Annotated in this window: 23 protein-coding genes; 12 read left to right on the top strand and 11 right to left on the bottom strand. The window is 67.4% G+C overall.

The annotated features are described in order from the left end of the window. Positions 1-42: 42 nt before the first annotated feature. The gene (locus B5X82_RS01325; protein WP_079646236.1) at positions 43-627 is read left to right on the top strand and encodes a TetR/AcrR family transcriptional regulator; all 585 of its coding nucleotides are present in this window, start codon (positions 43-45) and stop codon (positions 625-627) included. Between the two features lie 20 nt (positions 628-647). Here the strand turns inward: B5X82_RS01325 and B5X82_RS01320 are convergent, their stop codons facing one another. Beyond that, positions 648-1,280: a Vgb family protein gene (locus B5X82_RS01320; protein ID WP_079646690.1), complete on the bottom strand. Its 633-nt coding sequence runs from the start codon at positions 1,278-1,280 to the stop codon at positions 648-650. A 43-nt stretch (positions 1,281-1,323) separates the two neighbouring features. Next, positions 1,324-2,544 (bottom strand): HTH domain-containing protein, encoded by a 1,221-nt coding sequence (locus tag B5X82_RS01315; protein WP_079646235.1) that lies wholly within the window; start codon positions 2,542-2,544, stop codon positions 1,324-1,326. 79 nt (positions 2,545-2,623) lie between these two features. Between B5X82_RS01315 and B5X82_RS01310 the strand changes: the two genes are divergently transcribed. After that, the gene (locus B5X82_RS01310) at positions 2,624-2,851 is read left to right on the top strand and encodes a hypothetical protein (RefSeq protein ID WP_079646234.1); all 228 of its coding nucleotides are present in this window, start codon (positions 2,624-2,626) and stop codon (positions 2,849-2,851) included. Between the two features lie 23 nt (positions 2,852-2,874). After that, the gene (locus tag B5X82_RS01305; protein ID WP_079646233.1) at positions 2,875-3,573 is read left to right on the top strand and encodes a DUF899 domain-containing protein; all 699 of its coding nucleotides are present in this window, start codon (positions 2,875-2,877) and stop codon (positions 3,571-3,573) included. A gap of 322 nt (positions 3,574-3,895) precedes the next feature. On the opposite strand, the gene B5X82_RS01300 is transcribed toward B5X82_RS01305, so the two are convergent. Further along, entirely contained in the window at positions 3,896-4,426 is a 531-nt protein-coding gene (locus tag B5X82_RS01300; RefSeq protein WP_079646232.1) for a redoxin domain-containing protein, read from the bottom strand. 316 nt (positions 4,427-4,742) lie between these two features. Between B5X82_RS01300 and B5X82_RS01295 the strand changes: the two genes are divergently transcribed. Next, on the top strand, positions 4,743-6,542 hold the full coding sequence (locus tag B5X82_RS01295; RefSeq protein ID WP_079646231.1) for an ABC transporter ATP-binding protein: 1,800 nt from the start codon (positions 4,743-4,745) through the stop codon (positions 6,540-6,542). An 18-nt stretch (positions 6,543-6,560) separates the two neighbouring features. Here B5X82_RS01295 and B5X82_RS01290 read toward each other — a convergent pair whose 3' ends face one another. Genes B5X82_RS01290 through B5X82_RS01280 form a run of 3 tightly spaced genes read right to left on the bottom strand, consistent with a single transcriptional unit; the run spans position 6,561 to position 9,162 of the window. Further along, positions 6,561-7,034, bottom strand: a complete 474-nt coding sequence (locus tag B5X82_RS01290) for a GreA/GreB family elongation factor (protein ID WP_079646230.1) — start codon at positions 7,032-7,034, stop codon at positions 6,561-6,563. Next, on the bottom strand, positions 7,031-7,807 hold the full coding sequence (locus B5X82_RS01285) for a DUF1365 domain-containing protein (RefSeq protein WP_079646229.1): 777 nt from the start codon (positions 7,805-7,807) through the stop codon (positions 7,031-7,033). Before B5X82_RS01285 ends, B5X82_RS01290 begins: the two co-directional genes overlap by 4 nt. After that, positions 7,804-9,162: an NAD(P)/FAD-dependent oxidoreductase gene (locus B5X82_RS01280; protein WP_223811360.1), complete on the bottom strand. Its 1,359-nt coding sequence runs from the start codon at positions 9,160-9,162 to the stop codon at positions 7,804-7,806. Before B5X82_RS01280 ends, B5X82_RS01285 begins: the two co-directional genes overlap by 4 nt. Positions 9,163-9,371: 209 nt before the next feature. Between B5X82_RS01280 and B5X82_RS01275 the strand changes: the two genes are divergently transcribed. The 3 genes from B5X82_RS01275 to B5X82_RS01265 all read left to right on the top strand — a co-directional run bounded on the left by B5X82_RS01275 (position 9,372) and on the right by B5X82_RS01265 (position 12,245). Further along, entirely contained in the window at positions 9,372-10,175 is an 804-nt protein-coding gene (locus B5X82_RS01275) for a DUF1295 domain-containing protein (RefSeq protein WP_079646227.1), read from the top strand. Beyond that, positions 10,175-11,200, top strand: a complete 1,026-nt coding sequence (locus B5X82_RS01270) for an SAM-dependent methyltransferase (RefSeq protein WP_079646226.1) — start codon at positions 10,175-10,177, stop codon at positions 11,198-11,200. Before B5X82_RS01275 ends, B5X82_RS01270 begins: the two co-directional genes overlap by 1 nt. Before the next feature lie 118 nt (positions 11,201-11,318). Continuing rightward, on the top strand, positions 11,319-12,245 hold the full coding sequence (locus B5X82_RS01265) for a TauD/TfdA dioxygenase family protein (RefSeq protein WP_079646225.1): 927 nt from the start codon (positions 11,319-11,321) through the stop codon (positions 12,243-12,245). Positions 12,246-12,258: 13 nt separating this feature from the next. Here the strand turns inward: B5X82_RS01265 and B5X82_RS01260 are convergent, their stop codons facing one another. After that, on the bottom strand, positions 12,259-12,633 hold the full coding sequence (locus B5X82_RS01260; protein ID WP_079646224.1) for a GFA family protein: 375 nt from the start codon (positions 12,631-12,633) through the stop codon (positions 12,259-12,261). Positions 12,634-12,637: 4 nt separating this feature from the next. Beyond that, positions 12,638-13,045 (bottom strand): DUF2177 family protein, encoded by a 408-nt coding sequence (locus B5X82_RS01255; protein ID WP_079646689.1) that lies wholly within the window; start codon positions 13,043-13,045, stop codon positions 12,638-12,640. A 134-nt stretch (positions 13,046-13,179) separates the two neighbouring features. Here B5X82_RS01255 and B5X82_RS01250 point away from each other — a divergent pair, with 134 nt between their 5' ends. Then, complete coding sequence (locus B5X82_RS01250) at positions 13,180-14,415, top strand: TCR/Tet family MFS transporter (RefSeq protein WP_079646223.1); 1,236 nt, start codon at positions 13,180-13,182, stop codon at positions 14,413-14,415. 34 nt (positions 14,416-14,449) lie between these two features. Here B5X82_RS01250 and B5X82_RS01245 read toward each other — a convergent pair whose 3' ends face one another. After that, on the bottom strand, positions 14,450-15,496 hold the full coding sequence (locus B5X82_RS01245; protein WP_079646222.1) for a uroporphyrinogen decarboxylase family protein: 1,047 nt from the start codon (positions 15,494-15,496) through the stop codon (positions 14,450-14,452). A 137-nt stretch (positions 15,497-15,633) separates the two neighbouring features. Then, a complete protein-coding gene (locus B5X82_RS01240; protein ID WP_079646688.1) occupies positions 15,634-16,404 on the bottom strand; it encodes a competence/damage-inducible protein A in 771 nt (256 codons plus the stop codon). 123 nt (positions 16,405-16,527) lie between these two features. Between B5X82_RS01240 and map the strand changes: the two genes are divergently transcribed. From map to B5X82_RS01220, 4 genes are all read left to right on the top strand, one after another. Continuing rightward, positions 16,528-17,358: a type I methionyl aminopeptidase gene (gene map, locus B5X82_RS01235; RefSeq protein ID WP_176152454.1), complete on the top strand. Its 831-nt coding sequence runs from the start codon at positions 16,528-16,530 to the stop codon at positions 17,356-17,358. 338 nt (positions 17,359-17,696) lie between these two features. Beyond that, on the top strand, positions 17,697-18,035 hold the full coding sequence (locus B5X82_RS01230; protein WP_012051005.1) for a P-II family nitrogen regulator: 339 nt from the start codon (positions 17,697-17,699) through the stop codon (positions 18,033-18,035). Between the two features lie 80 nt (positions 18,036-18,115). Next, a complete protein-coding gene (gene glnA / locus B5X82_RS01225; protein ID WP_079646220.1) occupies positions 18,116-19,528 on the top strand; it encodes a type I glutamate--ammonia ligase in 1,413 nt (470 codons plus the stop codon). A 112-nt stretch (positions 19,529-19,640) separates the two neighbouring features. Continuing rightward, entirely contained in the window at positions 19,641-20,897 is a 1,257-nt protein-coding gene (locus B5X82_RS01220; protein WP_079646219.1) for a multidrug effflux MFS transporter, read from the top strand. 6 nt (positions 20,898-20,903) lie between these two features. Here B5X82_RS01220 and B5X82_RS01215 read toward each other — a convergent pair whose 3' ends face one another. Then, entirely contained in the window at positions 20,904-21,305 is a 402-nt protein-coding gene (locus B5X82_RS01215; RefSeq protein ID WP_079646218.1) for a DoxX family protein, read from the bottom strand. Between the last annotated feature and the right edge of the window lie 93 nt (positions 21,306-21,398).

Below are 21,398 nucleotides of genomic sequence, written 5' to 3'. Positions count from 1 at the left end.
GATATTCTGTGACAGATTTGCTGCGCCGCAAAAGGAAGCCGCATGACAGATACGACTCTCGTCCAGCGCGCCCGCGGCCGGCCCCGGGACTCGGGAAAGGACCAGGCGATCCGCGAAGCGGCGTGGCGCATCCTGGCCGAACGCGGCTTCGACGGCCTGACCTTCGAGGGCGTCGCCGAAATGGCGAATTGCAGCCGGGCGACGCTCTACCGGCGCTACGCCTCGAAGGTCGAACTGGTGGCCGCCGTGCTCTACGAGACGTCGCGATCGGTCGAGCCGACCGTCCCGGCCGGGGCCTCGCCACGCGACATATTGGTCGCCCACGCCACGGCGGCGGCGCTGTACATGTCCGACGACCGGGGCCAGGCGCTGCTGAACCTCACCATGGCCACCTTCCGCCTGCCCGAGCTGGCATCGGCCACCGAAAGCTATGGCGAGAATGAGCGGGAATATTATCTGCGCGAACTGCGCCGCCTCAGGCCCGGCGCGAGCGAGGCGACCCTGGCCTTCGCCTGCGACACGCTGATCGGCGGCATCCTCTATCATGCGACCTTTCGGCGGCGATCGCTGACCCCCGGCGAGATTGCGCGCCTGGTCGACGGCGCGATCGCCTTGTTGGCCGACTGAGCCCAACCGCCGCGCGCCGATCAGGCCGGGCGGCGGACCACCCGCAGCTTGCCGCTGGTGCCGCCGCCGCAGAAGAGGCGGTCACCGCCGTCGGAATCGAGGCCCGAAACGCCGATGCCGGCCGGCATCTCGATCCGGTCGAGCACCGCTCCGCTACGGTGGTCGATCCGCCGGATATCGCTGGCGTCGGCCTGCGACGTGGCGTGCCACAGCTCCCCGTCGATCCAGGTGACACCGGTGACGAAGCGGTCGGAGTCGATCGTGCGGAGGATCGTGCCGGTGTCGGGGTCGATCTGGTGGATCTTGCGCTCGCGATACTGCCCCACCCAGAGCGATCCCTCCGCCCAGGCGAGGCCGGAATCACCACCGCCGCCGGGCGCCGGAATGGTCGCCAGCACCTCGCCGGAGCGCGGATCGATCTTGCGGATGACCGCTTCGGCGATCTGGAAGAGATGGGCGCCGTCGAAGGTGGTGCCGGCATGGGCGGGAACCTCCAGCGCGTCGACGATCTCTCCACTGTCGGGATCGAGCGCGTTGACCCGATCGCCCGATGCGAACCAGACGCGCTGGCCGTCGAAGCCAACCCCATGGATATCGTCGACCTCGGGAAAGGGGCCGAACTCCCGCAGGATTTCCGCTGTCCGACGCTTCATGACCATCGTCCTTTCGAAGGGGTTCGCAGGTGCGCCTTCGCCTCTAGCCCACCGGCAGCGCGGCCGGGAGTAACAAGCTTGTCGGGAAACCCGGCACCTGCCGCGCCGTCCAGCGACAGGCGCGACCGCGGCCGAAGCAGTCGGCCTTGCCGGCCGCCGCCAGCGCCTCCAGCGCGCGCTGGACGGTGCGCGCGCTGACCCCGAGCGCGAGCGCGAGCGCCGAGCTGGACCAGGCCTCGCCATCGGCGAGCAGCGCCAGCAGCGCGGCATGCTCCTCCTCGTGGGGTGGCAGGAGCAGCCCGACCGTCGCACCGCCGCGCGGCTGGAGCAGGAAGCCGCGTTCCGTAGCGTGAAGCTCGGCCAGCGGCCCCAGCTCGGCGCGCAGCCGGCCGATCTCGACCCGCAGCCGCCCGCGATGCGATTCATCGGCCTCCCGCGCGCGGAATGCCTGGGCAAGCAGTTCCTCGCGCGAGACGTCGCCCGGCCAGGCCTGCGCCAGCGCGCGGACCAGTGCGAACAGGACCGGGCGGCTGCCCAACGGAACCACCTTGTCTCCGGCGCGGACGAGGTTGCGACAGGCATTGACGACCAACATGCCCGAGGCCAGCACCGCCTCGACATCGCCGAGCAGGAGCAGGCGCTCTTCGCCCCGCACATGGAGTCGGGCGGCCGGCGCTTCGAAGGCCTGGACGGCGCGCTCGACCTCGGCGACGAGCGCCGGGACGGCTATCCGGCGGGCTGCCTGGACCGCCCGGTCGAGCGCGGCGCGCGCCGGCCCCGCTTCGATCCGCCGCATGGCAATTCCGGCGGCTACTAGCCAGGGCCCCGGCCGAGAGACCGGCGGGAGCGCGTCGGCATCGATCGAGTCGAGCACCCGTCCCGCTTCGTCGAGGCGGCCGATCAGCAGCAGGCAGCGCGCCTCCAGATAGCCGGCATGGGCCGCATTGGCGCGGTCGCCATGCTCCGCCAGCACCGCGCGCGCCGTGCCGAGCGTGCGCATCGGCTCGGCCAGGTCGCGCGATACCAGCGCGATCTCCGCCTGGGCGACGAGACAGCGTGCGCGGGCGACCGGCTCGCGCGCGCCGAACGCCCGCGCCCCGCGCCGCAGCAGCTCTCGTGCACGAGGAAGGTCGCCAAGCTGGGCCATCGCGATGCCGCGCAGCGCCAGCGCCGCCGGGTCCTCGCGCAGCGCGACGCGGTTCAGCGCGCCGAGCGGATCGCCCATCGCGAGCGATCGGGCGGCGGCGGTCACCAGCGAGTCCATGGCAATCCCGTCACAGTTGTAACTCCCGCCCCTGCCACCCCCACTCCTATCCTCGCCGGCATGACGATGGAAACGGAGCATGACGATGGCCGCAACCGCAAGGACCAGCTTCACCGTGGCGCGCCCGCTCCGACTGGCGGCGGCGCCGACCTTCGCGCTGATGGCGCTGGTCTCCTTCGTCGATGCGCCGCCGCTCGCCCTCTGCGCGGCCGGCGCCACCGTCCTGCCGATCGACGGGATGACGGCGATGTACCTGCTGATGAGCCTGTTCCACCTCGCGCCCTGGCTGAGCCCGGCGCGCGACTGACCGATCACGAAAGGAGACCGACCATGTTCCATGCCATCGTTTCGCGGGAAGAATGGCTGACCGCCCGCAAGGCCCTCTTCGACAAGGAGCGCGAGATCACCCATGCGCTCGACGCGCTGCGCGCCGAACGGCGGGCGCTGCCCTGGGTGCGGATCGACCAGCCCTACGTCTTCGAAGGGCCGCAGGGCTCCTGCACGCTGGGCGACCTGTTCGGCGATCGCAGCCAGCTCGCCGTCTATCATTTCATGCTGACGCCCGGTTCGGACCATATCTGCCCGGGATGCTCGTTCACGATGGACCATGCCGATGCGGCGCGGCAGCATTTCGAGCAGGCCGACCTCGCCTTCGCCGCCGTGTCGCGCGCACCGGTCGCCCAGATCGAGGCGGCGAAGAAGCGGCTGGGCTGGACCTTCCCATGGGTGTCGTCGGGGGAGGACGGCCGCTTCGCCTATGATTTCGGCGTGTCGTTCACGGCCGAGGACCGCGAGGCCGGGCGGGCGCTCTACAATTACGGCCATATGCACATCCAGCGCAGCCCCGACATGTTCGGGCTGAGCGTGTTCGTGAAGGACGCAGCGGGCGACGTCTTCCACAGCTACTCGACCTATCATCGCGGCACCGAGCTGCTGATGGGGGCGTTCAACTGGCTCGACCTGACGCCCAAGGGGCGCAACGAGACCGGCGGCACGATGAGCTGGGTGCGCCTGCACGACCAATATTGAGCGAACCGCTCGAGCATCGAGCGTTTACCTACTTCCGCACATCCTGAGAGTCTGACCGGAAAGTGCCTTACCGCTCATCCTGAGGAGGGACTGAGCTTTGGCGAAGGCCCATATCGAAGGATATTTCCAGCCTCGAACGCCCCTTCGAGACAGCATTTCGACTACGCTCAATGCTTCCTCAGGGCGAGCGGGGACTTTTGCGTCGGACTCTCAGGAGCCATTGAGCGCAGGCGAAATGGCGTCTCGAAGGTCCTTCGAAACGGGCCTTCACCTTCGTTCAGTCCCTCCTCAAGATGTGCGGGTTGGATAAAAAGTCGCTGCCCTAAGACGGAATCGCGCAGCCCGTAGAATCGCAACCCGCGGCCGTGGCCGCGGCGCTCGCCGCCGCCGCCGGCTCCGCCAGCAGGGTGCCGAGGATACTGCCGAGCGCGAGGTCGTCGATATGGCCGAAGCGCTGGAAACGGCGGAAGCCGTTGCGGTCGACGACGATCAGGGTCGGCGTTCCCTGCATAGCATAGGCCGTCATCGTCGCCGGCAGCGCGCCGCCCTGGCGATCGATGCCGATCGGGAAGCCCAGCCGATATTCATGCGCGAAGGCGGCCAGCGCCTCACGCGTGCCCTGGGCGGCGTGATGCTCGAACACCGTGTGGAGGCCGATGACCGCGAGCTGGTCGGCCGGGAAGGTGCGCGCGACGCGCTGTATCTGCGGCAGGCCATGCTCGACGCAGCCCGGACAGAGCATCTGGAACGCCTCGATGACGAGGACGCGGCCGCGGAAGTCCGGGATGTCGAGCGGCACCGGGCTGTTGAGCCAGTCGCTGGTGATCAAGGCGGGCGCGGGGCGAAGGTCCATGGGGAAACTCCTGATCGGCGTCCCCCAGCCTGCTGCCGGAACGCCGGACATTGCAAGCGCGCCCTCTCCCGGGCCGTTCGAAAGCGCAGGGGGTTGCCAGCCGGACGGGAGATCGGTACCTCCATGCACCGTCCCAGTTTCGAGGAAAGGAGGGCGCAGATGTTGTTTTCGACCGCAATACGCCCTCTCGGCGGGTCCCAGGCCATCGGGCGTTTTCGCCACTAGGTCCTGAAGCCTCCCTGATCCGGCGTCTTCGCCCGGATCACCCCTGACATTCCTTGTATTGGAGACGGCGCCCCCGGCGCCGGTTCACGACATGACATCGACACAGGACAAGGGCCGCACGGATTCGATCCGTCGCGTCCTCACCTTCACCTTCCGGCATTGGAGCAGGCTGCGTGGCCGCGCCGCGTTCGTCGCGCTGTTCATCACCGCCGCGACGGTCACCGAGATTTTCGTACCGCTGTTCGCCGGCCGCCTGATCGACGCGCTCGCCGCCAACCGGCGCGACGCCGCGCTGGCGCTGTTCGGGGCGATGGCGGCGCTCGGCCTGGCGATGGTGGTGCTCCGCCACATCGCCTGGGCGGGCATCGTACCCTTCACCCTGCGGATGATGGGCGACGTGACCCGCGACGCCTTCCACCGCGTCCAGCGATTCTCGACCGACTGGCACGCCAACAGCTTCGCCGGCTCGACGGTCCGTAAGATCACACGCGGCATGTGGGCGTTCGACACGCTCAATGACGTGCTGCTGCTGCAATTGCTGCCGTCGACCGTCGTGCTGGTCGGCACCATGCTGCTGCTTGGCTGGCGCTGGCCGGTGCTCGGGCTGGTGATGGGAATCGGCGCGGCGGCCTATGTCGCGATGACGGTGGTGCTCGCGGCGCGCTGGGCGTCGCCCGCCGCGACGCTGTCCAACGCCTGGGACACCAGGCTGGGCGGCCTGCTTTCCGACGCGATCGGCTCCAACGCCGTGGTCAAGGCGTTCGGCGCCGAGGATCGCGAGGAGGAGCGCGTCGGCCGGCTGCTCGGCAAATGGGCGAAGCGCACGCGGCGCACCTGGATGCGCTACACCTGGTCGGGCAGCGCGCAGATCCTGGTCCTCTGGGGCATACGCAGCGCGATCACCGGCGTCGGGCTGTGGCTCTGGTGGCGCGGCGATGCCACGCCGGGCGACGTCACCTATGTGCTGGCCAGCTATTTCGTCGTCCACGGCTATCTGTTCGACATCGGCTTCCACATCCATCACCTGCAACGTTCGGTGAACGAGATGGAGGAACTGGTCGACCTGCACGACCAGCCGCTCGGCATCGACGATCGCGGCGATGCGGCGCCGATCCGGATCACGTCCGGCGAGGTGCGCTTCGAGGACGTCACCTTCCGCTATGGCGGGCACGAGACGCCGCTCTACGAGCATCTCGACGTCACCGTCCGGGGCGGCGAGCGGATCGGGCTGGTCGGCCATTCGGGATCGGGCAAGACGACCTTCGTCAAGCTCGTCCAGCGGCTCTACGACGTGACCGGGGGCCGGGTGACGATCGATGGACAGGATGTGGCGCACGCCACGCAGCAGTCGCTGCGCAGGCAGATCGCGATCGTGCAGCAGGAACCTATCCTGTTCCACCGCAGCCTGGCCGACAACATCGCCTATGCACGCCCCGGCGCGCGGCAGGAGGAGATCGAGGCGGCGGCGAAACTGGCCAATGCGCACGACTTCATCATGAAGCTGCCGCGCGGCTATGCGACGCTGGTCGGCGAACGCGGCGTCAAGCTGTCGGGCGGCGAACGCCAGCGCGTGGCGCTCGCGCGCGCCTTCCTCGCCGACGCACCGATCCTGATCCTCGACGAGGCGACATCGAGCCTCGATTCGGAGAGCGAGGCGCTGATCCAGCAGGCAATGGACCGGCTGATGAAGGACCGCACCGCGATCGTGATCGCCCACCGGCTGTCGACGGTCCGGACGCTCGACCGCATCCTGGTGTTCGACCAGGGCCGGATCATCGAGGACGGCGACCATGACAGCCTGCTCGCCGATCCCAACGGCCAGTATCGCCGGCTGTTCGATCGGCAATCGGGCAATATCGTCGACGAGGCGCCGCTCCTCACCGATGCGTAAGGCGCAGCTGGCGGGGGATCAGACCGGCCGCACCTCGAGCACCTCGATCGCGTCCGCCTTGCCGGCGAAATCGGCGAAATCCCCCTCCCCCGCGCCGATCAGGGCGCGGGCGAGCGGCGAGGAGAAGGAGATGAGGCCGGCCGCCGGGTCGGCCTCGTCGTCGCCGACGATCGCGACCGCCTTCTCCTGCCCATTGAGGCGGTAGCGGACGCGGGTGCCGAAGGCGGCCTCGTCGCCGTCCGCCGGGGGCTGGATCTCCATCGTCGCGTGGCGGGTCGTCCAGTAGCGCAGGTCGCGCTTGAGCGACTTGAGCTGCTCCTCGGTCGCCTTCGCCGTGACGGCCGCCTCGATCGCGGCTTCGAGCTCGGCGACCCTCGCCGCGATCAGCGCCGCGCCGCGTTCGGTGACAAGGTTGGGGCCAGGCGGGATGGGCAGCTCGAACTTGGGTTCGAGATGCTCGTCGTCGCTTTCCCGGCGGAAGGCGACGCTCACGCCGCCGCCACGATCGACACGCCGTCGCCGCCCGCAGGCACATGGCGGCGGACACCGACCCGCTTGAGCAGCAGCCAGAGCGCCTCGACATGGATGCCCGCGACCACCTTCAGCGTCAGCAACGGATGGCGCAGGAAGGCGCCGAACAGCGCGCCGTCGCCGAGCTCGCGCCGCTCGCCGTGGAAGGCCGCGACGATCAGCGGCCCGTCGGCATCGCCGCCAGCGACGACCACGCGGGTCTTCTCCATCGGCGGTTCGACGGTGAAGTCGTAGCGCATGTCGAGGTCCATGAACGGCGACACGTAGAAGCATTTGTCGCAGGCTTGGCGGATCATCGGATCGCGCCCATGCTCCTCCGCCACCGGGATGACGTAGCTGTGCCGTTCCTTGAAGGTGTTGGTCACTTCGTAGACGATGGTCGCGAGGCTCCCGTCGCGGCGATGGCAGAACCAGACCGACAGTGGGTTGAAGACATGGCCGAACATGCGCGGCATGGTGAGCAAACGGATCGGTCCGCCATCCGGTTCCTGGCCCGCCCGGCGCATCAGCGCCTCGACCTGGGGCCTCAGCGGCGCGCCCGAGCGGTCGCCATAGTCGCGATCGTGGAAAGAGAAGAGGTTGAAGCGGTTGCGCGAGAACAGCCGACAACCCCTTGAGATCGCGTCAATCTCGTCGATGTCGAACAGGCACTGGAAGATGCGGTAGCGCAGATTGTGCGCGCGCGGGCGGAAGCGGCGATGAAAGACGATGCCCGCGTAGATCGCCGATTTCACGCCGCCGCTTCCCGTGCCGCCGCCACGCCCGCGACCGGATCGATCGCCAGCCGGCCATTGGGGTCCTCGACCGTCCAGGGCCGCCGCGCGCCCAGCATCTCCGCCACGGCGAGGCCCGACTGAAGGCCGTCCTCATGGAAGCCGGCACCGAGATGGGCGCCGCAATAGAAAGTGTTGCGCTGCCCCTGGATCGCCCAGATGCGGCGCTGCGCATCCATCGCGGCATGATCGAAGATCGGGTGGTCGAAGCTGGTGCGGCTGATCTCCTTCGCGCGGTCGATCGCGCGGTGCGGGTTCAGCGTGACGATCAGCGGATCGCGGGTGCGATAGCCCTGGAGCTGGTTCATCCAATAGCTGACGCACAGGTCGCCGGTCGCGTCGTTGGCGTGGCGGCGTCCGAAATAATTCCAGGCGCCCCACAGCATCCGCCGCTTCGGCATCAGCGCCGCATCCTGGTGGAGCACGACGAGGTTGGAGCTGTAGCGGAACGCGCCGAGCAGCTCGGCTTCCTGCGGGCCGGGATCGGCGAGCATGGCGAGCGCCTGGTTGCCGTGCGCGGCGATCACCACCTCGTCGAACCGGTCGGCATGGCCGCGCTGGTCGGTGACCGTCACGCGGCCGCCCCTGCGCTCGATCCGCGCCACGGGCGAGGCGAGCCGCAGCTCGCCGTCGAAATCGGCGAGGACGCGATCGACATAGACCTGGCTGCCGCCGACGACGGTGCGCCATTTCGGGCGGCGGCCGAGGTCGAGCAGGCCGTGGTTGCTGCAGAAGCGGACGAACGCCTCGGCCGGATAGTCGAGCAGCAGCTGCGCGGGCGCCGACCAGATCGCGGCCGCCATCGGCAGCAGATGATCGTCGCGGAAGGCGTCGCCATATTGTCCCTGCTCGAGGAGCTGGCCCAGCGTCATGTCGCCGAAGCCGCCCATCCGCGCCGCCGCCTCGCGGTAGAAGCGGACGAGATTGCGCAGCATCGACCAGAAACGGCGCGAGAAGAGGTTGGAGGGCTGGGCGAAGAGCTGCCAGATGCGGTCACCCGCCGCATATTCGAGCTTCCCGTCGTCGAGCGACACCGCGAAGCTCATGTCGGTCGCGCGGGTCGGCACGCCGAAATGCTCGAACATCGCGATCAGGTTCGGATAGGTGCGGTCGTTGAAGACGATGAAGCCCGTGTCGACGCCCAGCACGGCGCCGTCGCCGGTATCGACGTCGACGGTGCGGGTATGGCCACCGGGCCGGTTCTCCGCCTCGTAGAGGACCACGTCGTGCTGCTTCGAGAGGAGCCATGCCGCCGACAGTCCGCTGATGCCGCTGCCGATCACCGCGATCCGCCGCCCCATGCGGATATCCGTCATGCCCATAGCCCCCGTCATCTCGCGCTACTCCCTTGCCCTCGACTCCAGATACGGCAGCCAAAGCCAGGGAGTTGCGCGCAGCCCCTCTTCCGCCTGCTAAACCCGGCCGCCGTAAGCGCAAAGTCGAATCTTGCGCAACCGCCTTGGCGGGATGCGCCGTATAGAGCTACGAGAACCCCTCGGGGGACAGGGCAACAGGACGGGGGTTGATGAGCGGACTGGAGAGCATCGTCGTCGCATCGATCGTCCTGTCGGCGATCATGGCGGTGGCCTGGGCGGTGCAGCGGTCGACCGGCCAGTCGGGCTGGGCCGACGTCTTCTGGTCGTTCGCGATCGGCGTCGGCGGACTGGTCACGGCGCTGATGGCGACCGGCGACGGGCCGATCGAGCGGCGCTGGCTGGTCGCGGGCATGGTCGTGTTCTGGTCGATGCGCCTCGGCTTCCACATCCTCGCGCGCACCGCGACCGCGACGGCGGAGGACCCGCGCTATGCCGACCTGCGCCGCGAATGGGGCGCTCGCTTCCAGGCGCGGCTGTTCCTGTTCCTCCAGATCCAGGCGCTGTGCGGGATCGGGCTGGTCGTCACCGTCTACGCCGCCGCGCACCGTCCGGGTCCGGCCTTCGCCGCCGGCGACTGGATCGGCCTCGTCCTGCTCATCGTCTCGGTGATCGGCGAAGGCGTCTCCGACAGCCAGCTCCGCGCCTTCGGAGCCGATCCGGCCAATCATGGCAAGGTCTGCGACCGTGGGCTGTGGCGCTGGTCCCGCCATCCCAACTATTTCTTCGAGTGGCTCGGCTGGCTCGCCTATCCGGTGATCGCCATCTCCCTGACGGGCGGCTGGTGGCCAGGCTGGCTGGCGCTGGTCGGCCCGGTGCTGATGTATTGGCTGCTCGTCCATGTCTCGGGCATTCCGCCGCTGGAGGCGCACATGCTGCGCAGCCGGGGCGACGCCTTCCGTTCCTATATGGCGCGGACCAGCGCCTTCTTCCCTCTCCCACCCAGGAAACGATAATGGACATCATCGCCGCCGCCACAGCAGCCGTCGAACGGCTGCCGCTTCCCGACGCCGTGACCCTGGCGGGGGTCGAGTTCCTCGTCGGCCGCACCGGCCGCAAGCTGGCCAGGCAGCCCGACATCGAGGCCGCCTTCGCCCGCGCCATGGACGGCTTCCCGATCGCGATCCACACCGACGACGCCAACGCCCAGCATTACGAGGTGCCGGCCGCCTTCTTCGACCTGTGCCTCGGTCCGCGCCGCAAATATAGCTGCTGCCATTATGACGGCCCGCGGACGACGATCGCCGAGGCAGAGGAAGCCGCGCTCGCCCAGACCGTCGAGCATGCCGACCTGAAGGACGGGCAGGAGATATTGGAGCTCGGCTGCGGCTGGGGCTCGCTCAGCCTGTACATGGCGGCACGCTATCCCAATGCCCGCATCACCGCGGTCTCCAATTCCCATTCGCAGCGCGAGCATATCGAGAAGCTCGCCAGGGCGCAGGGCTCTACCAACCTGACCGTCGTCACCTGCGACATGAACGACTTCCACGCGGAGGGCCGGTTCGACCGGGTCGTGTCGGTCGAGATGTTCGAGCATATGTCGAACTGGCGCGCTCTGTTGACCCGGGTGAAGGGCTGGTTGAAGCCGGACGGGCTGCTGTTCATCCACATCTTCACCCATGACCGGGCGAGCTACCGCTTCGACCATGGCGACAAGGCCGACTGGATCGCCCAACATTTCTTCACCGGCGGAATCATGCCCAGCCACGGCCTGATCCGCCATTTCCCCGACCTGTTCGAGGTCGAGCAGGAATGGCGCTGGAACGGCCAGCATTATGCCCGCACCGCGTTCGACTGGCTCGCCCGCTTCGACGCCAACCAGCCGGCGATCGCGGAAATCTTCCGTCAGACCTATGGCAAGGACGCGAAGCTGTGGGAGCGGCGCTGGCGGCTGTTCTTCCTGGCGACCGCCGGACTATTTGGCCACAAGGACGGCGTCCCCTGGGCAGTGAGCCACTATCGGCTGCGGCCGGTCGGATAAGCGGCGCCCACGCCATCGGATAAGCCCCGATCAGATAGACGATATCGCGGGCGCGCGGCTTACCGAGGCGCGCCGCCCTGTCCTACGCTTCCCGGCGAACGACGCGGAGAGGCGGCAGATGGGCTATTCGGTGGAGGCGCTCCGCGAGGGGCTGGGGTTCGGCAAGCAGGTGATCGGCCTCGCGCGCGGGGACATCGATCGGGACGCGGTGCGCGCCGAGCTGCGCGACTACTGGATCCGGGACGGTCTCGTCGTCTTTCGCGGCAGCCAGGTCACCCCCGAATTCCAGATCGCGCTCAGCCGCGTGTTTGGCGAGCTGGAGGTCCATCCGATCCCCGAGCTGCGGTCCGCCGCCCATCCCGAGCTGATCACCCTCGTCTCCGACAAGAACAAGGAAGGGCTGTTCGAGGTCGACGGCGTCGAATCGGTCGCCTTCCTGCCCTGGCATTCCGACCTGATCTTCGTCGACAGCATCAACCATGGCGGGCTGCTGACCGCGAAGACGATCGCGAGCTGGGGCGGACAGACCGGCTTCATCGACCAGGTCCAGGCCTATGAGCTGCTGCCCGAGACGCTGAAGGCGGAGATCGAGGGGCTGGAGATCGTCTACCAGCTCTGCGTCAACCCCGGCGGCTCGCGCTACGGCACGAAAAGCCGGGTGCGCACCATCCTGACCGGTGATTTCGAGAAGTCGGTGGGGCCGCGTCTCGACACCGACTATCCGCCGGTCGTCCACCCCATCGTCTTCGTCCAGCCGGACACCGGCCGCAAGGTGCTCAACGTCTCGCCGTTCGGCGCGCTCCACATCCTCGGCCACGACGACGCGGCCGGGCATGCGCTCCTCGGCCGCTTGGTCGATCACCTGACCGCCAGCCCCGCTTATTTCCACCAGTGGCAGCCGTCGGAGATGCTGCTGTGGGACAATTGGCGGATGGCGCATTGCGTCACCGGCGCGGCCCCCGATGAGGTGCGGATCATGGAGCGCACGACGATCATGGGCGATTACGGCCTCGGCCGCCGGCTGCACGGACGCCAAGCGGCCTGATCGGGATCGGCGCTCAGTCGCCCGGCACATTCTCTCCCCTGCCCCAATCGCGACCCTCGAAGGGGGTGATGACGACCTTCAGATCCTCCCAGCCGTCGATGCAGCGCAGCGAGATGCTGATCCCTTCGGGATGCGATCGCGGTCGGTAGAAGCTCTTGATCCCGCATTGCGCGCAGAAGATGTGGCGCGCCTTGCCCGATCCGAAGCGGTAGGTGGTCGTCTCGCGCTGGCCCTCGATCAGGCGGAAGCGGCTGTCCGGCACGATCAGGTGCAGATAGCCCGTCATCGAGCAGATCGAGCAATTGCAGTCGAGCACCTCGAGCGGCTCGTCGCCGACCTCGGCCTCGAAGCGCACCAGCCCGCAATGGCAGCCGCCCTCGACCTTCATGCTGTCAGCCCTTCGTCGCCAGCCGAGTGAGCAGGAAGCCGCCGGTCGCCCCGGCGGCGGAGACGGAGGTGCCCCACGCCATGTCGGCGAGGGTGATCCGCGTCGACCAGACCGACAAGGTCGCCTGGTTGGTCAGGTCGTAGGTCGCATAGGCGAAGAAACCGAACAGCCCGCCCTTGACCAGCGCCGTCCGCCAGCCGCCTGCGACGAGTGCCGGATGGACCGCGAAGACGATCAGGCCGGCGATGTAGAGCGCATAGAAGACGATCGCGGGCGCCATGCGCGGCTCGGGCGCGAGGACCGCGCCGATGATCGGCCGGTAGAGCAGCGGGCCGACCTGGGTCAGCCAGACGGCGTCGACGACCGCGAACACGATGAGTGTCGCGAGATAGGCGATGATGATCCGGGCCATGCTGGCTTCCCCCCCTTGTTCGGCGCCTTCATGGACGAAGCGGCCGCCGCCGTCATCACCCATCCTTGTCTTTTCACCGGCGAACGCCGATGTAGCGGGCGCCGGTGTGGGCCCGGCCAAGATTCGGGGAACGCATGCCGGTTTCAGAGCGTGGCAAGAGCAACGCCACCGTCTTCATCGTTGCCACCATCCTGATCGACGCGATCGGCTTCGGCATCGTCATCCCGGTGCTGCCCCGCCTCGTCATGGAGGTGGGCCATCTCGACCTTCCCGCGGCGACGCGGATGGGCGGCTGGCTGTCGGTGGTCTATGCGCTGATGCAGTTCCTATGCGGCCCGCTTGCCGGCAATCTCGGCGATCGCTTCGGCCGCCGGCCTGTGCTGCTGCTGTCGCTCGCGGGCCTCGCCGTGGACTATGTGCTGATGGGCTTCGCGCACACGCTCGCGCTGCTGTTCCTGGGGCGGCTGATCGCGGGCGTGTTCGGTGCGTCGTTCAGCCCGGCATCGGCCGCGCTTGCCGACATCACCGCGCCCGAGGACCGCGCCAAGCGCTTCGGGCTGGTCGGCGCCGCCTTCGGGATCGGCTTCATCCTGGGCCCGGCTCTGGGCGGGCTGCTCGGCGAGTTCGGGCACCGCATGCCCTTCTACGCCGCCGCCATCTGCTCGGCGATCAACTTCGTCTTCGGCTTCTTCTTCTTTCCCGAGACGCTGCCGCCCGAGAAGCGCCGGCCGTTCAACCTCGCCCGCGCCAACCCCGTCGGCGCGCTGCTGCAGGCGCGCAAGATGCGCGGCGTTCTGGGGCTGGCCGGCATCTTGCTGCTGTGGAACATCGCCTCGATGGTCTATCCGGCGACCTGGTCCTTCTTCGCCATCGCCCAATATGGCTGGTCGAACGGGATGATCGGCCTCTCGCTGGCGCTTGCCGGAATCTCGATGGCGGTGGTGCAGGCCACGGTGCTCGGCCGGGTGGTCAAGCGCTTCCGCGAACGGCGAACCGCGATGATCGGGGTCGCCGTCGCCGCGATCGGCTATCTCGGCTATGCTCTGGTCCCCTATGCCTGGTTCGCCATGATCGTCATCGTGCTCACCGCGCTGCAGGCGCTGGTCCAGCCGTCGATCACCGCGCTGATGTCGCAGCGCGCGCCCGCCGACGCACAGGGCGAGATGCAAGGCTTCATCGGCAGCCTCAACGCCGTCGGCGCGATCGTTGCGCCGCTGCTGCTCAATCCCGCCCTCGCCTGGTTCACCGGCCCCAGCGCGCCGTTCCATTTCCCCGGGGCAGCCTTCGTCATCGCCTCGGCCTTCGCCTTCGCCGCGCTCATCTCCCTGACGATGACCCGGCGGGTGCGCGACGATCCGGCGACGAGTTGAACGAGCTCCTTCCTGCAGCGGCGAGGCCTTCAGCTCATGCCGGCACGGCCTTCGCCGCCAGTTCCGCGCGGACGATGGCGGCGCCGTCGACCATCGCCTTCATCTTGGCGAAGGCCAGGTCGCGCGGCAGATATTTGAGGCCGCAATCGGGGGCCACCACGATCCGTTCGGGATCGACATGCTCCAGTCCCCTACGGATCCGGGCAGCGACCGTCTCAGGTGATTCCGCGCTGTCGGTCGACAGGTCGAGCACGCCCAGGATGATCGTCTTGCCGGGCAGCCGGCGCAGGATCGACGTGTCCAGATTCTGCTGCGCGGTCTCGATCGAGATCGCGTGGACCGGGCATTCGGACAACTCGGGCAGATAATCGTAGCCGCTCGGTCGCTGGTGGATGATCGCGGCATAGCCGAAGCAGATGTGCAGCGCGGTGCTGCCGCCGACCCCATCGAGCGCGCGCTCCACCGCCTGCCGGCCGAAACGCCGCGCCGCCTCCGGTCGGGCCTGCAGATAGGGTTCGTCGAGCTGGACGTGGTCGGCCCCGGCCGCGAACATGTCCTTCACCTCCTCGTTGACCGCCGCCGCATAGGCCATGGCGAGCGCCTCCGGGTCGCCATAATGGTCGTCCTGCGCCTGCTGGCTCATCGTGAAGGGCCCAGGCACGGTGATCTTGATCGGCCGGTCCGTGTGGCGGCGCAGGAATTCGACGTCGCGGACCTGCACCGCGTGCCGCCGGCGGATCGGACCGGTCACGCGCGGCACCGGATTGGGATGACCCGACCGGTCGAGCGCGACGCCGGGATTATCCATGTCGACCCCGTCGAGCGCGGTCGCGAACCGGTTCGAATAGCTTTCGCGCCGCATCTCGCCGTCGGTGATGATGTCGAGCCCGGCACGCTCCTGCTCGTGGATCGCCCAGATCGTGGCGTCGTCCTGCGCCTCCTCCAGATATTCGGGCGCCGGCCGCCACAACTCCTTCGCCCGCACCCGCGGCGGGAAACGATCCTTCAGCCGCGCACGATCGATCAGCCAGTCAGGCTGGGCATAGGAACCGACCAGCGAGGTCGGAAGAAGCTGCGGCATGGATCTCTCCCGTTTTTGTTCATGACGAACATTATTCGGGATAATTCATGACATGTCCGGGGTCGACAGGCCAGCACGATCCGTCGCCGCCAGATAGCGGCTATGGCGGCCTGCCTCCGCAGGCATGACGGTGGAGATCAGATGCCGTCGACGACCGGGACGTAGCCGAGCAGCACGAGACCCTCGCCGATCGCCGCGATGCAGCGGTCGACGGTCAGCGGGTCGGTCGAACGGACGACGAAATTGGCGCCTACCCGCCCCTCGCGGAAGAAGGGATAGCTGCCGATCTGGGAGCCGGCATGTGCTCGCTCGGTCTCGCGCAGCAGGTCGGCGATCTCGCTTTCGGGGACCCAGCATCCGATCGTCCGCGACAGCACCGGCAGCCCGCCTTCGAGCTGGTTCGACAACGCTTCCAGCATCAGCCCGGCGATATGCGGCACGCCCGCGAGGATGAAGATGTTGCCGAGGCGGATGCCCGGCGCGCCCGACATGGCGTTCTCGATCAACTCGGCCCCGTCGGGCACCCGCGCCATGCGCAGCCGCGCGTCGGTCAGGCCGCCACGGGTCGCATAATAGCCTTCGAGCGCGGCGCGGGCCTTGGGGTGGATCACCACCGACACGCCCAGCGCCCGCGCGATCGCATCGACGGTGATGTCGTCATGGGTGGGGCCGATGCCGCCCGTGGTGAACAGATAGTCGTTGCGTGCCTTGAGCTGGTGCACCGCCTCGCCGATGGCGTCCATGTCGTCGGCGACGACGCGGACCTCGGCCAGCCTGATCCCCTGCAAGTTGAGCCAGGTCGCCACCTGCGCGACATTCTTGTCCTGGGTCCGCCCGGACAGGATCTCATCGCCGATGACGAGCAGGGCAGCCGTCCAGATTCGCTCTTCTGATTCCGGGCCGGTCATGGCGGTTCCCATAGAGTGTGATCGTTTGAGGTGGAAGCGCTTTACGCCCGTGCCTTTCCGCGGGTCCCGCGAGGACGTCGCTCGGCGCTCGCAAAAGCGCCGGAGATCGCCTATATGGTGGGGATGACCACCTATATCACCGCCGACGAAGCTGCCGCCTCCCATCCGCGCACCGGGGCGATCAAGCTCCACGGGCCGTCCGGATTTGCCGGGATGCGCGCTGCCGGCCGACTGGCCGCGGAGATTCTCGACGCGCTCGCCCCCCATGTCGTGCCGGGTGTCGAGACGCAGGAGCTCGACCGGATCGTCTACGACATGACGGTGGCGGCGGGCGCGGTGCCCGCGACCATGAACTATCGCGGCTACACCCATAGCTGCTGCATCAGCATCAACCATGTCGTCTGCCATGGCATCCCCGGCGAACGCACGCTGAAGGACGGCGATATCGTCAACATCGACGTCACCCCGCTGCTCGACGGCTGGCACGGCGACAGCAGCCGGATGTATCTGGTCGGCGACGTCGGCATCAAGGCGAAGCGGCTGGTCGACGTCACCTATGAATGCCTGATGCTGGGAATCGAGCAGGCGAAGCCCGGCAACCATCTTGGCGATATCGGCCATGCGATCCAGCGCCATGCCGAGAAGCACCGCTACGGCGTCGTTCGCGACTTCTGCGGCCATGGCCTCGGCCGGGTGTTCCACGACGCGCCCGAGGTCGTCCATGTCGGCCGCCCCGGCGCCGGGCCCGAGCTGCGCCCCGGCATGTTCTTCACGATCGAGCCGATGATCAACATCGGCCGGCCCGACGTGAAGCTGCTCGACGACGGCTGGACCGCGGTGACGCGCGACCGGTCGCTGTCCGCCCAATTCGAGCATTCGATCGGCATCACCGAGGACGGCTGCGAGATCTTCACCGCCAGCCCCAAGGGACTGCACCAGCCGCCCTATATCTAGAACATCGTGGGGTCTGTCTGAACCGCTCATCCTGAGGAGCCATTGAGCGAAGGCGAAATGGTGTCTCGAAGGATCCTTCGAGATGGGCCTTCACCTCCGTTCAGTCCCTCCTCAGGACGAGCGGACGCGACAGTTAAACGCATGATGCTCGAGGCGACGGGCGACCATCCAAGATCAATCCATGGGCACAATCTGCCCATTTTTCAGGCATGCCGCTGATAGATGCCGCCTTTTGCGGCAATGCGGCAGAATATCGCCCCGTTCCGCCCCAGCGTCCTTGCGACTCGCGGGATCGCACGCCATGGAAGGCCCGCAAGCGCTGGCCGGGGAGGGCACGGGTGAAGAAAATCGAAGCTATCATCAAGCCGTTCAAGCTGGATGAGGTCAAGGAAGCCCTCCATGAGGTGGGCGTCTCCGGCATCACCGTGACCGAGGCCAAGGGCTTCGGCCGCCAGAAGGGCCATACCGAGCTCTATCGCGGCGCGGAATATGTGGTCGATTTCCTGCCGAAGGTGAAGCTGGAGGTCGTCGTCGACGACAGCCTGGCCGACCGCGTGGTCGAGGCGATCGCTTCCGCCGCGCAGACGGGCCGCATCGGCGACGGCAAGATCTTCATCCTGCCGGTCGAAGGCGCGGTCCGCATCCGGACTGGAGAGAGGGATGCCGACGCGATCTGAATCGCGTCAGGCCGACGTAACCGGGCGCAACGATCGCCCGAACCATTTCAATCGATTTTCTCACGGGGAAGGCAAGGCACATGGCGAACAAGCCCGCTGACGTTCTTAAACTGATCGAGGACAAGGAGATCGAGTGGGTCGATCTTCGTTTCACCGACCCTAAGGGCAAGTGGCAGCACCTGACCATGGTCGCCGGCGTCGTCGGCGAGGACGAGCTGACCGACGGCTTCATGTTCGATGGTTCGTCGATCGAAGGCTGGAAGGCGATCAACGAGTCCGACATGATCCTGAAGCCCGATCTGGACGCCGTCTGGGTCGATCCCTTCTCGGCCACCCCGATGCTGATCCTCGTCTGCGACATCGTCGAGCCTTCGACCGGCGAGCTGTACGGCCGCGACCCGCGCTCGACCGCGAAGCGCGCCGAGGCCTATGTGAAGTCGATCGGCATCGGCGACACCGTCTATGTCGGGCCGGAAGCCGAATTCTTCATGTTCGACGACGTCCAGTTCGAGACGAGCTACAACACCAGCTACTATCGCCTCGACGACATCGAGCTGCCGACCAACAGCGGCAAGGCGCTCGAAGGCGGCAATCTGGGCCACCGCCCGCGCGCCAAGGGCGGCTATTTCCCGGTCGCCCCGGTCGACAGCGCGGTCGACATCCGCGCCGAGATGGTCTCGACCATGCTCGAAATGGGCCTGCCCTGCGACAAGCACCACCATGAGGTCGCCTCCGCGCAGCACGAGCTGGGCCTGACCTTCGGCACGCTCGTCACCACTGCCGATCGCATGCAGATCTACAAGTATGTCTGCTGGCAGGTCGCGCAGGCCTACGGCAAGACCGTGACCTTCATGCCGAAGCCGATCAAGGAGGATAACGGCTCGGGCATGCACACCCACATGTCGATCTGGGACAAGGGCCAGCCCCTGTTCGCGGGCAACGGCTATGCCGGCCTGTCGGATACCTGCCTCTATTTCATCGGCGGCGTGATCAAGCATGCCAAGGCGCTCAATGCCTTCACCAACCCGACCACCAACAGCTACAAGCGGCTGGTGCCGGGCTATGAGGCTCCGGTCCTGCTCGCCTATTCGGCGCGCAACCGCTCGGCCTCGTGCCGGATCCCCTACGGCGCCGGCGCCAAGGCGAAGCGCGTCGAATTCCGTTTCCCCGACGCAATGGCCAATCCCTATCTCTGCTATGCGGCGCTGCTGATGGCTGGCCTCGACGGCATCGAGAACAAGATCCATCCGGGCGAGGCGATGGACAAGAACCTCTACGATCTTCCGCCGGAAGAGCTGGCCGAGGTTCCGACCGTCTGCGGTTCGCTCCGCGAGGCGCTCAATGCGCTGGCGGCCGACCATGGCTTCCTCACCAAGGGCGGCGTCTTCACCGAAGACCAGATCGAGGCCTATCTCGAGCTCAAGTGGCCGGAAGTCGCCCGTTGGGAAATGACCCCGAGCCCGGTCGAGTTCGACATGTACTTCTCGAACTGATCCGCCGAAAGGCGCTTCGAGAAAGGGCTCCGGGGCCAGCGCCCCGGGGCCCTTTCTCTTTTGGTTGCCAGCCGGCGGACCCGCGCTTATTGCCCCGCCCAGGATCCCCCGAATGAACGCCCCCGAACCCATCCAGTCCGAAAACGCGTCGCACGGCTTGCCATTTGGCGAATTCGTCGCGTTGATGGCGTCGCTGATGGCGGTCAACGCCCTCGGCATCGACATCATGCTGCCCGCGCTCGGCCGGATCGGCACCGAACTGGGCGTGTCGGTGGAGAACCACCAGCAGCTCGTCATCGCGGTCTATATCGGCGCATTCGGCTTCGGGCAGCTCGTCCATGGCCCGCTCGCCGACCGCTTCGGCCGTCGACCGCTCCTGCTCGGTACGATGGGCATCTATGCGCTGATGAGTTTCATCGCCGCCCATGCCGGCAGCTTCGAGCTGCTGCTGGTGGCGCGCGCGCTGCAGGGCTTCGTCGCGGCGTCGACCCGCGTATTGTCGATCTCGATCGTGCGCGACTGCTATGCCGGCCGGCGCATGGCGCGGGTGACGTCGCTCTGCTTCATGGTCTTCCTGGCGGTGCCTATCCTCGCTCCGACGCTGGGCCAGCTGATCCTGATCGTCGCCCCCTGGCGCTGGATATTCTATCTGCTCGGCGCCTTCAGCCTGTTCGTCGCGCTATGGGCCGGACTGCGCCTGCCCGAGACGCTGGCCCCCGACCGCCGCCGTTCGATCGCGCTCGACTCGATCCTCGACGCGACGCGGACGACGCTTCGCGACCGCCTCTCGCTGGGTTATGCCTTCGCCTCGGCGGTCGTCTATGGCGGGCTGGTCGGCTTTCTCAACAGTTCGCAGCAGATCTTCGCCCGCAGCTTCCACGCACCCGAGCTTTTCGCCCCCGGCTTCGCCGCGATCGCGGTGATGATGGCGATCGCCGCGCTGCTCAATTCGCGGATCGTCGAGCGGCTGGGCACCCGTCTCGTCTCGCACAGCGCGCTGATCGCGATGATCCTGCTGTCGCTGGTCCGGCTGGGCGTCGTCTTGTCCGGCCGGGAGACGGTGCTGATCTTCGCGCTGTTCCAGGGAGCGACGATGTTCCTGTTCGGCCTGACCGGATCGAATTTCAGCGCAATGGCGATGGAACGGGTGGGCCATATCGCCGGCACCGCCTCGTCGATCCAGGGATTCATGCAGAGCCTGATCGGAACGCTGATCGGCATCGCCATCGGCCAGACGTTCAGCGGCACCACCCTGCCCCTGACGCTGGGCTTCCTGATCGGCTCGTCGGCGGCGTTGCTGATCGTCCTGGTGGCCGAGCGCGGACAGTTGTTCCGGGCGCATAATTGCCGCCCGACGCCCCAGGTCTGAACAGCTTCAGCGACCTTTCTGCGCGCGCAGGGCGTCCAGGCTGAGCGGTCCTGGCCCCGCGAAGACCAGGTAGAGGAAGACGAAGCAGTAGAGGATCGCCGCGTCGCCCATATTGTTCACCGGCCAGAAATTCGTCGGCATATGCCCGATGAAATAGGCCACCGCCATCGTGCCCGAGGCGAGGAACGCCGCCGGTCGCGTGAACAGCCCAAGCGCGATGAGCAGGCCGGCGCCGAATTCGACGATCCCGGCAAAGGCGGCGGGATTGTCGAGCGCCCAACCCGATCCGGCGCGTTCGCCGCCCGGAAAAGAAAGATATTTTTGCGTCCCATGGGCCAGGAACAACAATCCCGACATGATACGCAGGACGCTCAGCATCAACGGTCTGTTCTGATCGAGGCTGTTCATCGGCTACCTCCCCCATCTCGTTACGGCAGCGAGCATAGCATAGGACGGTCCACTGCCAAGCGGCGGCCGGACAGCCTAGAGTATCGAGCTTCT

The organism is Rhizorhabdus histidinilytica, assembly GCF_900167915.1.
In the GTDB taxonomy this organism is placed as follows: Bacteria; Pseudomonadota; Alphaproteobacteria; order Sphingomonadales; family Sphingomonadaceae; genus Rhizorhabdus; species Rhizorhabdus histidinilytica.
This window is presented reverse-complemented; position numbering and strand designations above follow the sequence as displayed.

Bases quoted from the DNA above. Each gene is read 5' to 3' on its own strand.
- B5X82_RS01325 (WP_079646236.1), top strand. From the start codon at position 43: ATGACAGATACGACTCTCGTCCAGCGCGCCCGCGGCCGGCCCCGGGAC.
- B5X82_RS01320 (WP_079646690.1), bottom strand. From the start codon at position 1,280: ATGAAGCGTCGGACAGCGGAAATCCTGCGGGAGTTCGGCCCCTTTCCC.
- B5X82_RS01315 (WP_079646235.1), bottom strand. From the start codon at position 2,544: ATGGACTCGCTGGTGACCGCCGCCGCCCGATCGCTCGCGATGGGCGAT.
- B5X82_RS01310 (WP_079646234.1), top strand. From the start codon at position 2,624: ATGACGATGGCCGCAACCGCAAGGACCAGCTTCACCGTGGCGCGCCCG.
- B5X82_RS01305 (WP_079646233.1), top strand. From the start codon at position 2,875: ATGTTCCATGCCATCGTTTCGCGGGAAGAATGGCTGACCGCCCGCAAG.
- B5X82_RS01300 (WP_079646232.1), bottom strand. From the start codon at position 4,426: ATGGACCTTCGCCCCGCGCCCGCCTTGATCACCAGCGACTGGCTCAAC.
- B5X82_RS01295 (WP_079646231.1), top strand. From the start codon at position 4,743: ATGACATCGACACAGGACAAGGGCCGCACGGATTCGATCCGTCGCGTC.
- B5X82_RS01280 (WP_223811360.1), bottom strand. From the start codon at position 9,162: ATGACGGATATCCGCATGGGGCGGCGGATCGCGGTGATCGGCAGCGGC.
- B5X82_RS01275 (WP_079646227.1), top strand. From the start codon at position 9,372: ATGAGCGGACTGGAGAGCATCGTCGTCGCATCGATCGTCCTGTCGGCG.
- B5X82_RS01270 (WP_079646226.1), top strand. From the start codon at position 10,175: ATGGACATCATCGCCGCCGCCACAGCAGCCGTCGAACGGCTGCCGCTT.
- B5X82_RS01265 (WP_079646225.1), top strand. From the start codon at position 11,319: ATGGGCTATTCGGTGGAGGCGCTCCGCGAGGGGCTGGGGTTCGGCAAG.
- B5X82_RS01260 (WP_079646224.1), bottom strand. From the start codon at position 12,633: ATGAAGGTCGAGGGCGGCTGCCATTGCGGGCTGGTGCGCTTCGAGGCC.
- B5X82_RS01255 (WP_079646689.1), bottom strand. From the start codon at position 13,045: ATGGCCCGGATCATCATCGCCTATCTCGCGACACTCATCGTGTTCGCG.
- B5X82_RS01250 (WP_079646223.1), top strand. From the start codon at position 13,180: ATGCCGGTTTCAGAGCGTGGCAAGAGCAACGCCACCGTCTTCATCGTT.
- B5X82_RS01245 (WP_079646222.1), bottom strand. From the start codon at position 15,496: ATGCCGCAGCTTCTTCCGACCTCGCTGGTCGGTTCCTATGCCCAGCCT.
- B5X82_RS01240 (WP_079646688.1), bottom strand. From the start codon at position 16,404: ATGACCGGCCCGGAATCAGAAGAGCGAATCTGGACGGCTGCCCTGCTC.
- map (WP_176152454.1), top strand. From the start codon at position 16,528: ATGACCACCTATATCACCGCCGACGAAGCTGCCGCCTCCCATCCGCGC.
- glnA (WP_079646220.1), top strand. From the start codon at position 18,116: ATGGCGAACAAGCCCGCTGACGTTCTTAAACTGATCGAGGACAAGGAG.
- B5X82_RS01220 (WP_079646219.1), top strand. From the start codon at position 19,641: ATGAACGCCCCCGAACCCATCCAGTCCGAAAACGCGTCGCACGGCTTG.
- B5X82_RS01215 (WP_079646218.1), bottom strand. From the start codon at position 21,305: ATGAACAGCCTCGATCAGAACAGACCGTTGATGCTGAGCGTCCTGCGT.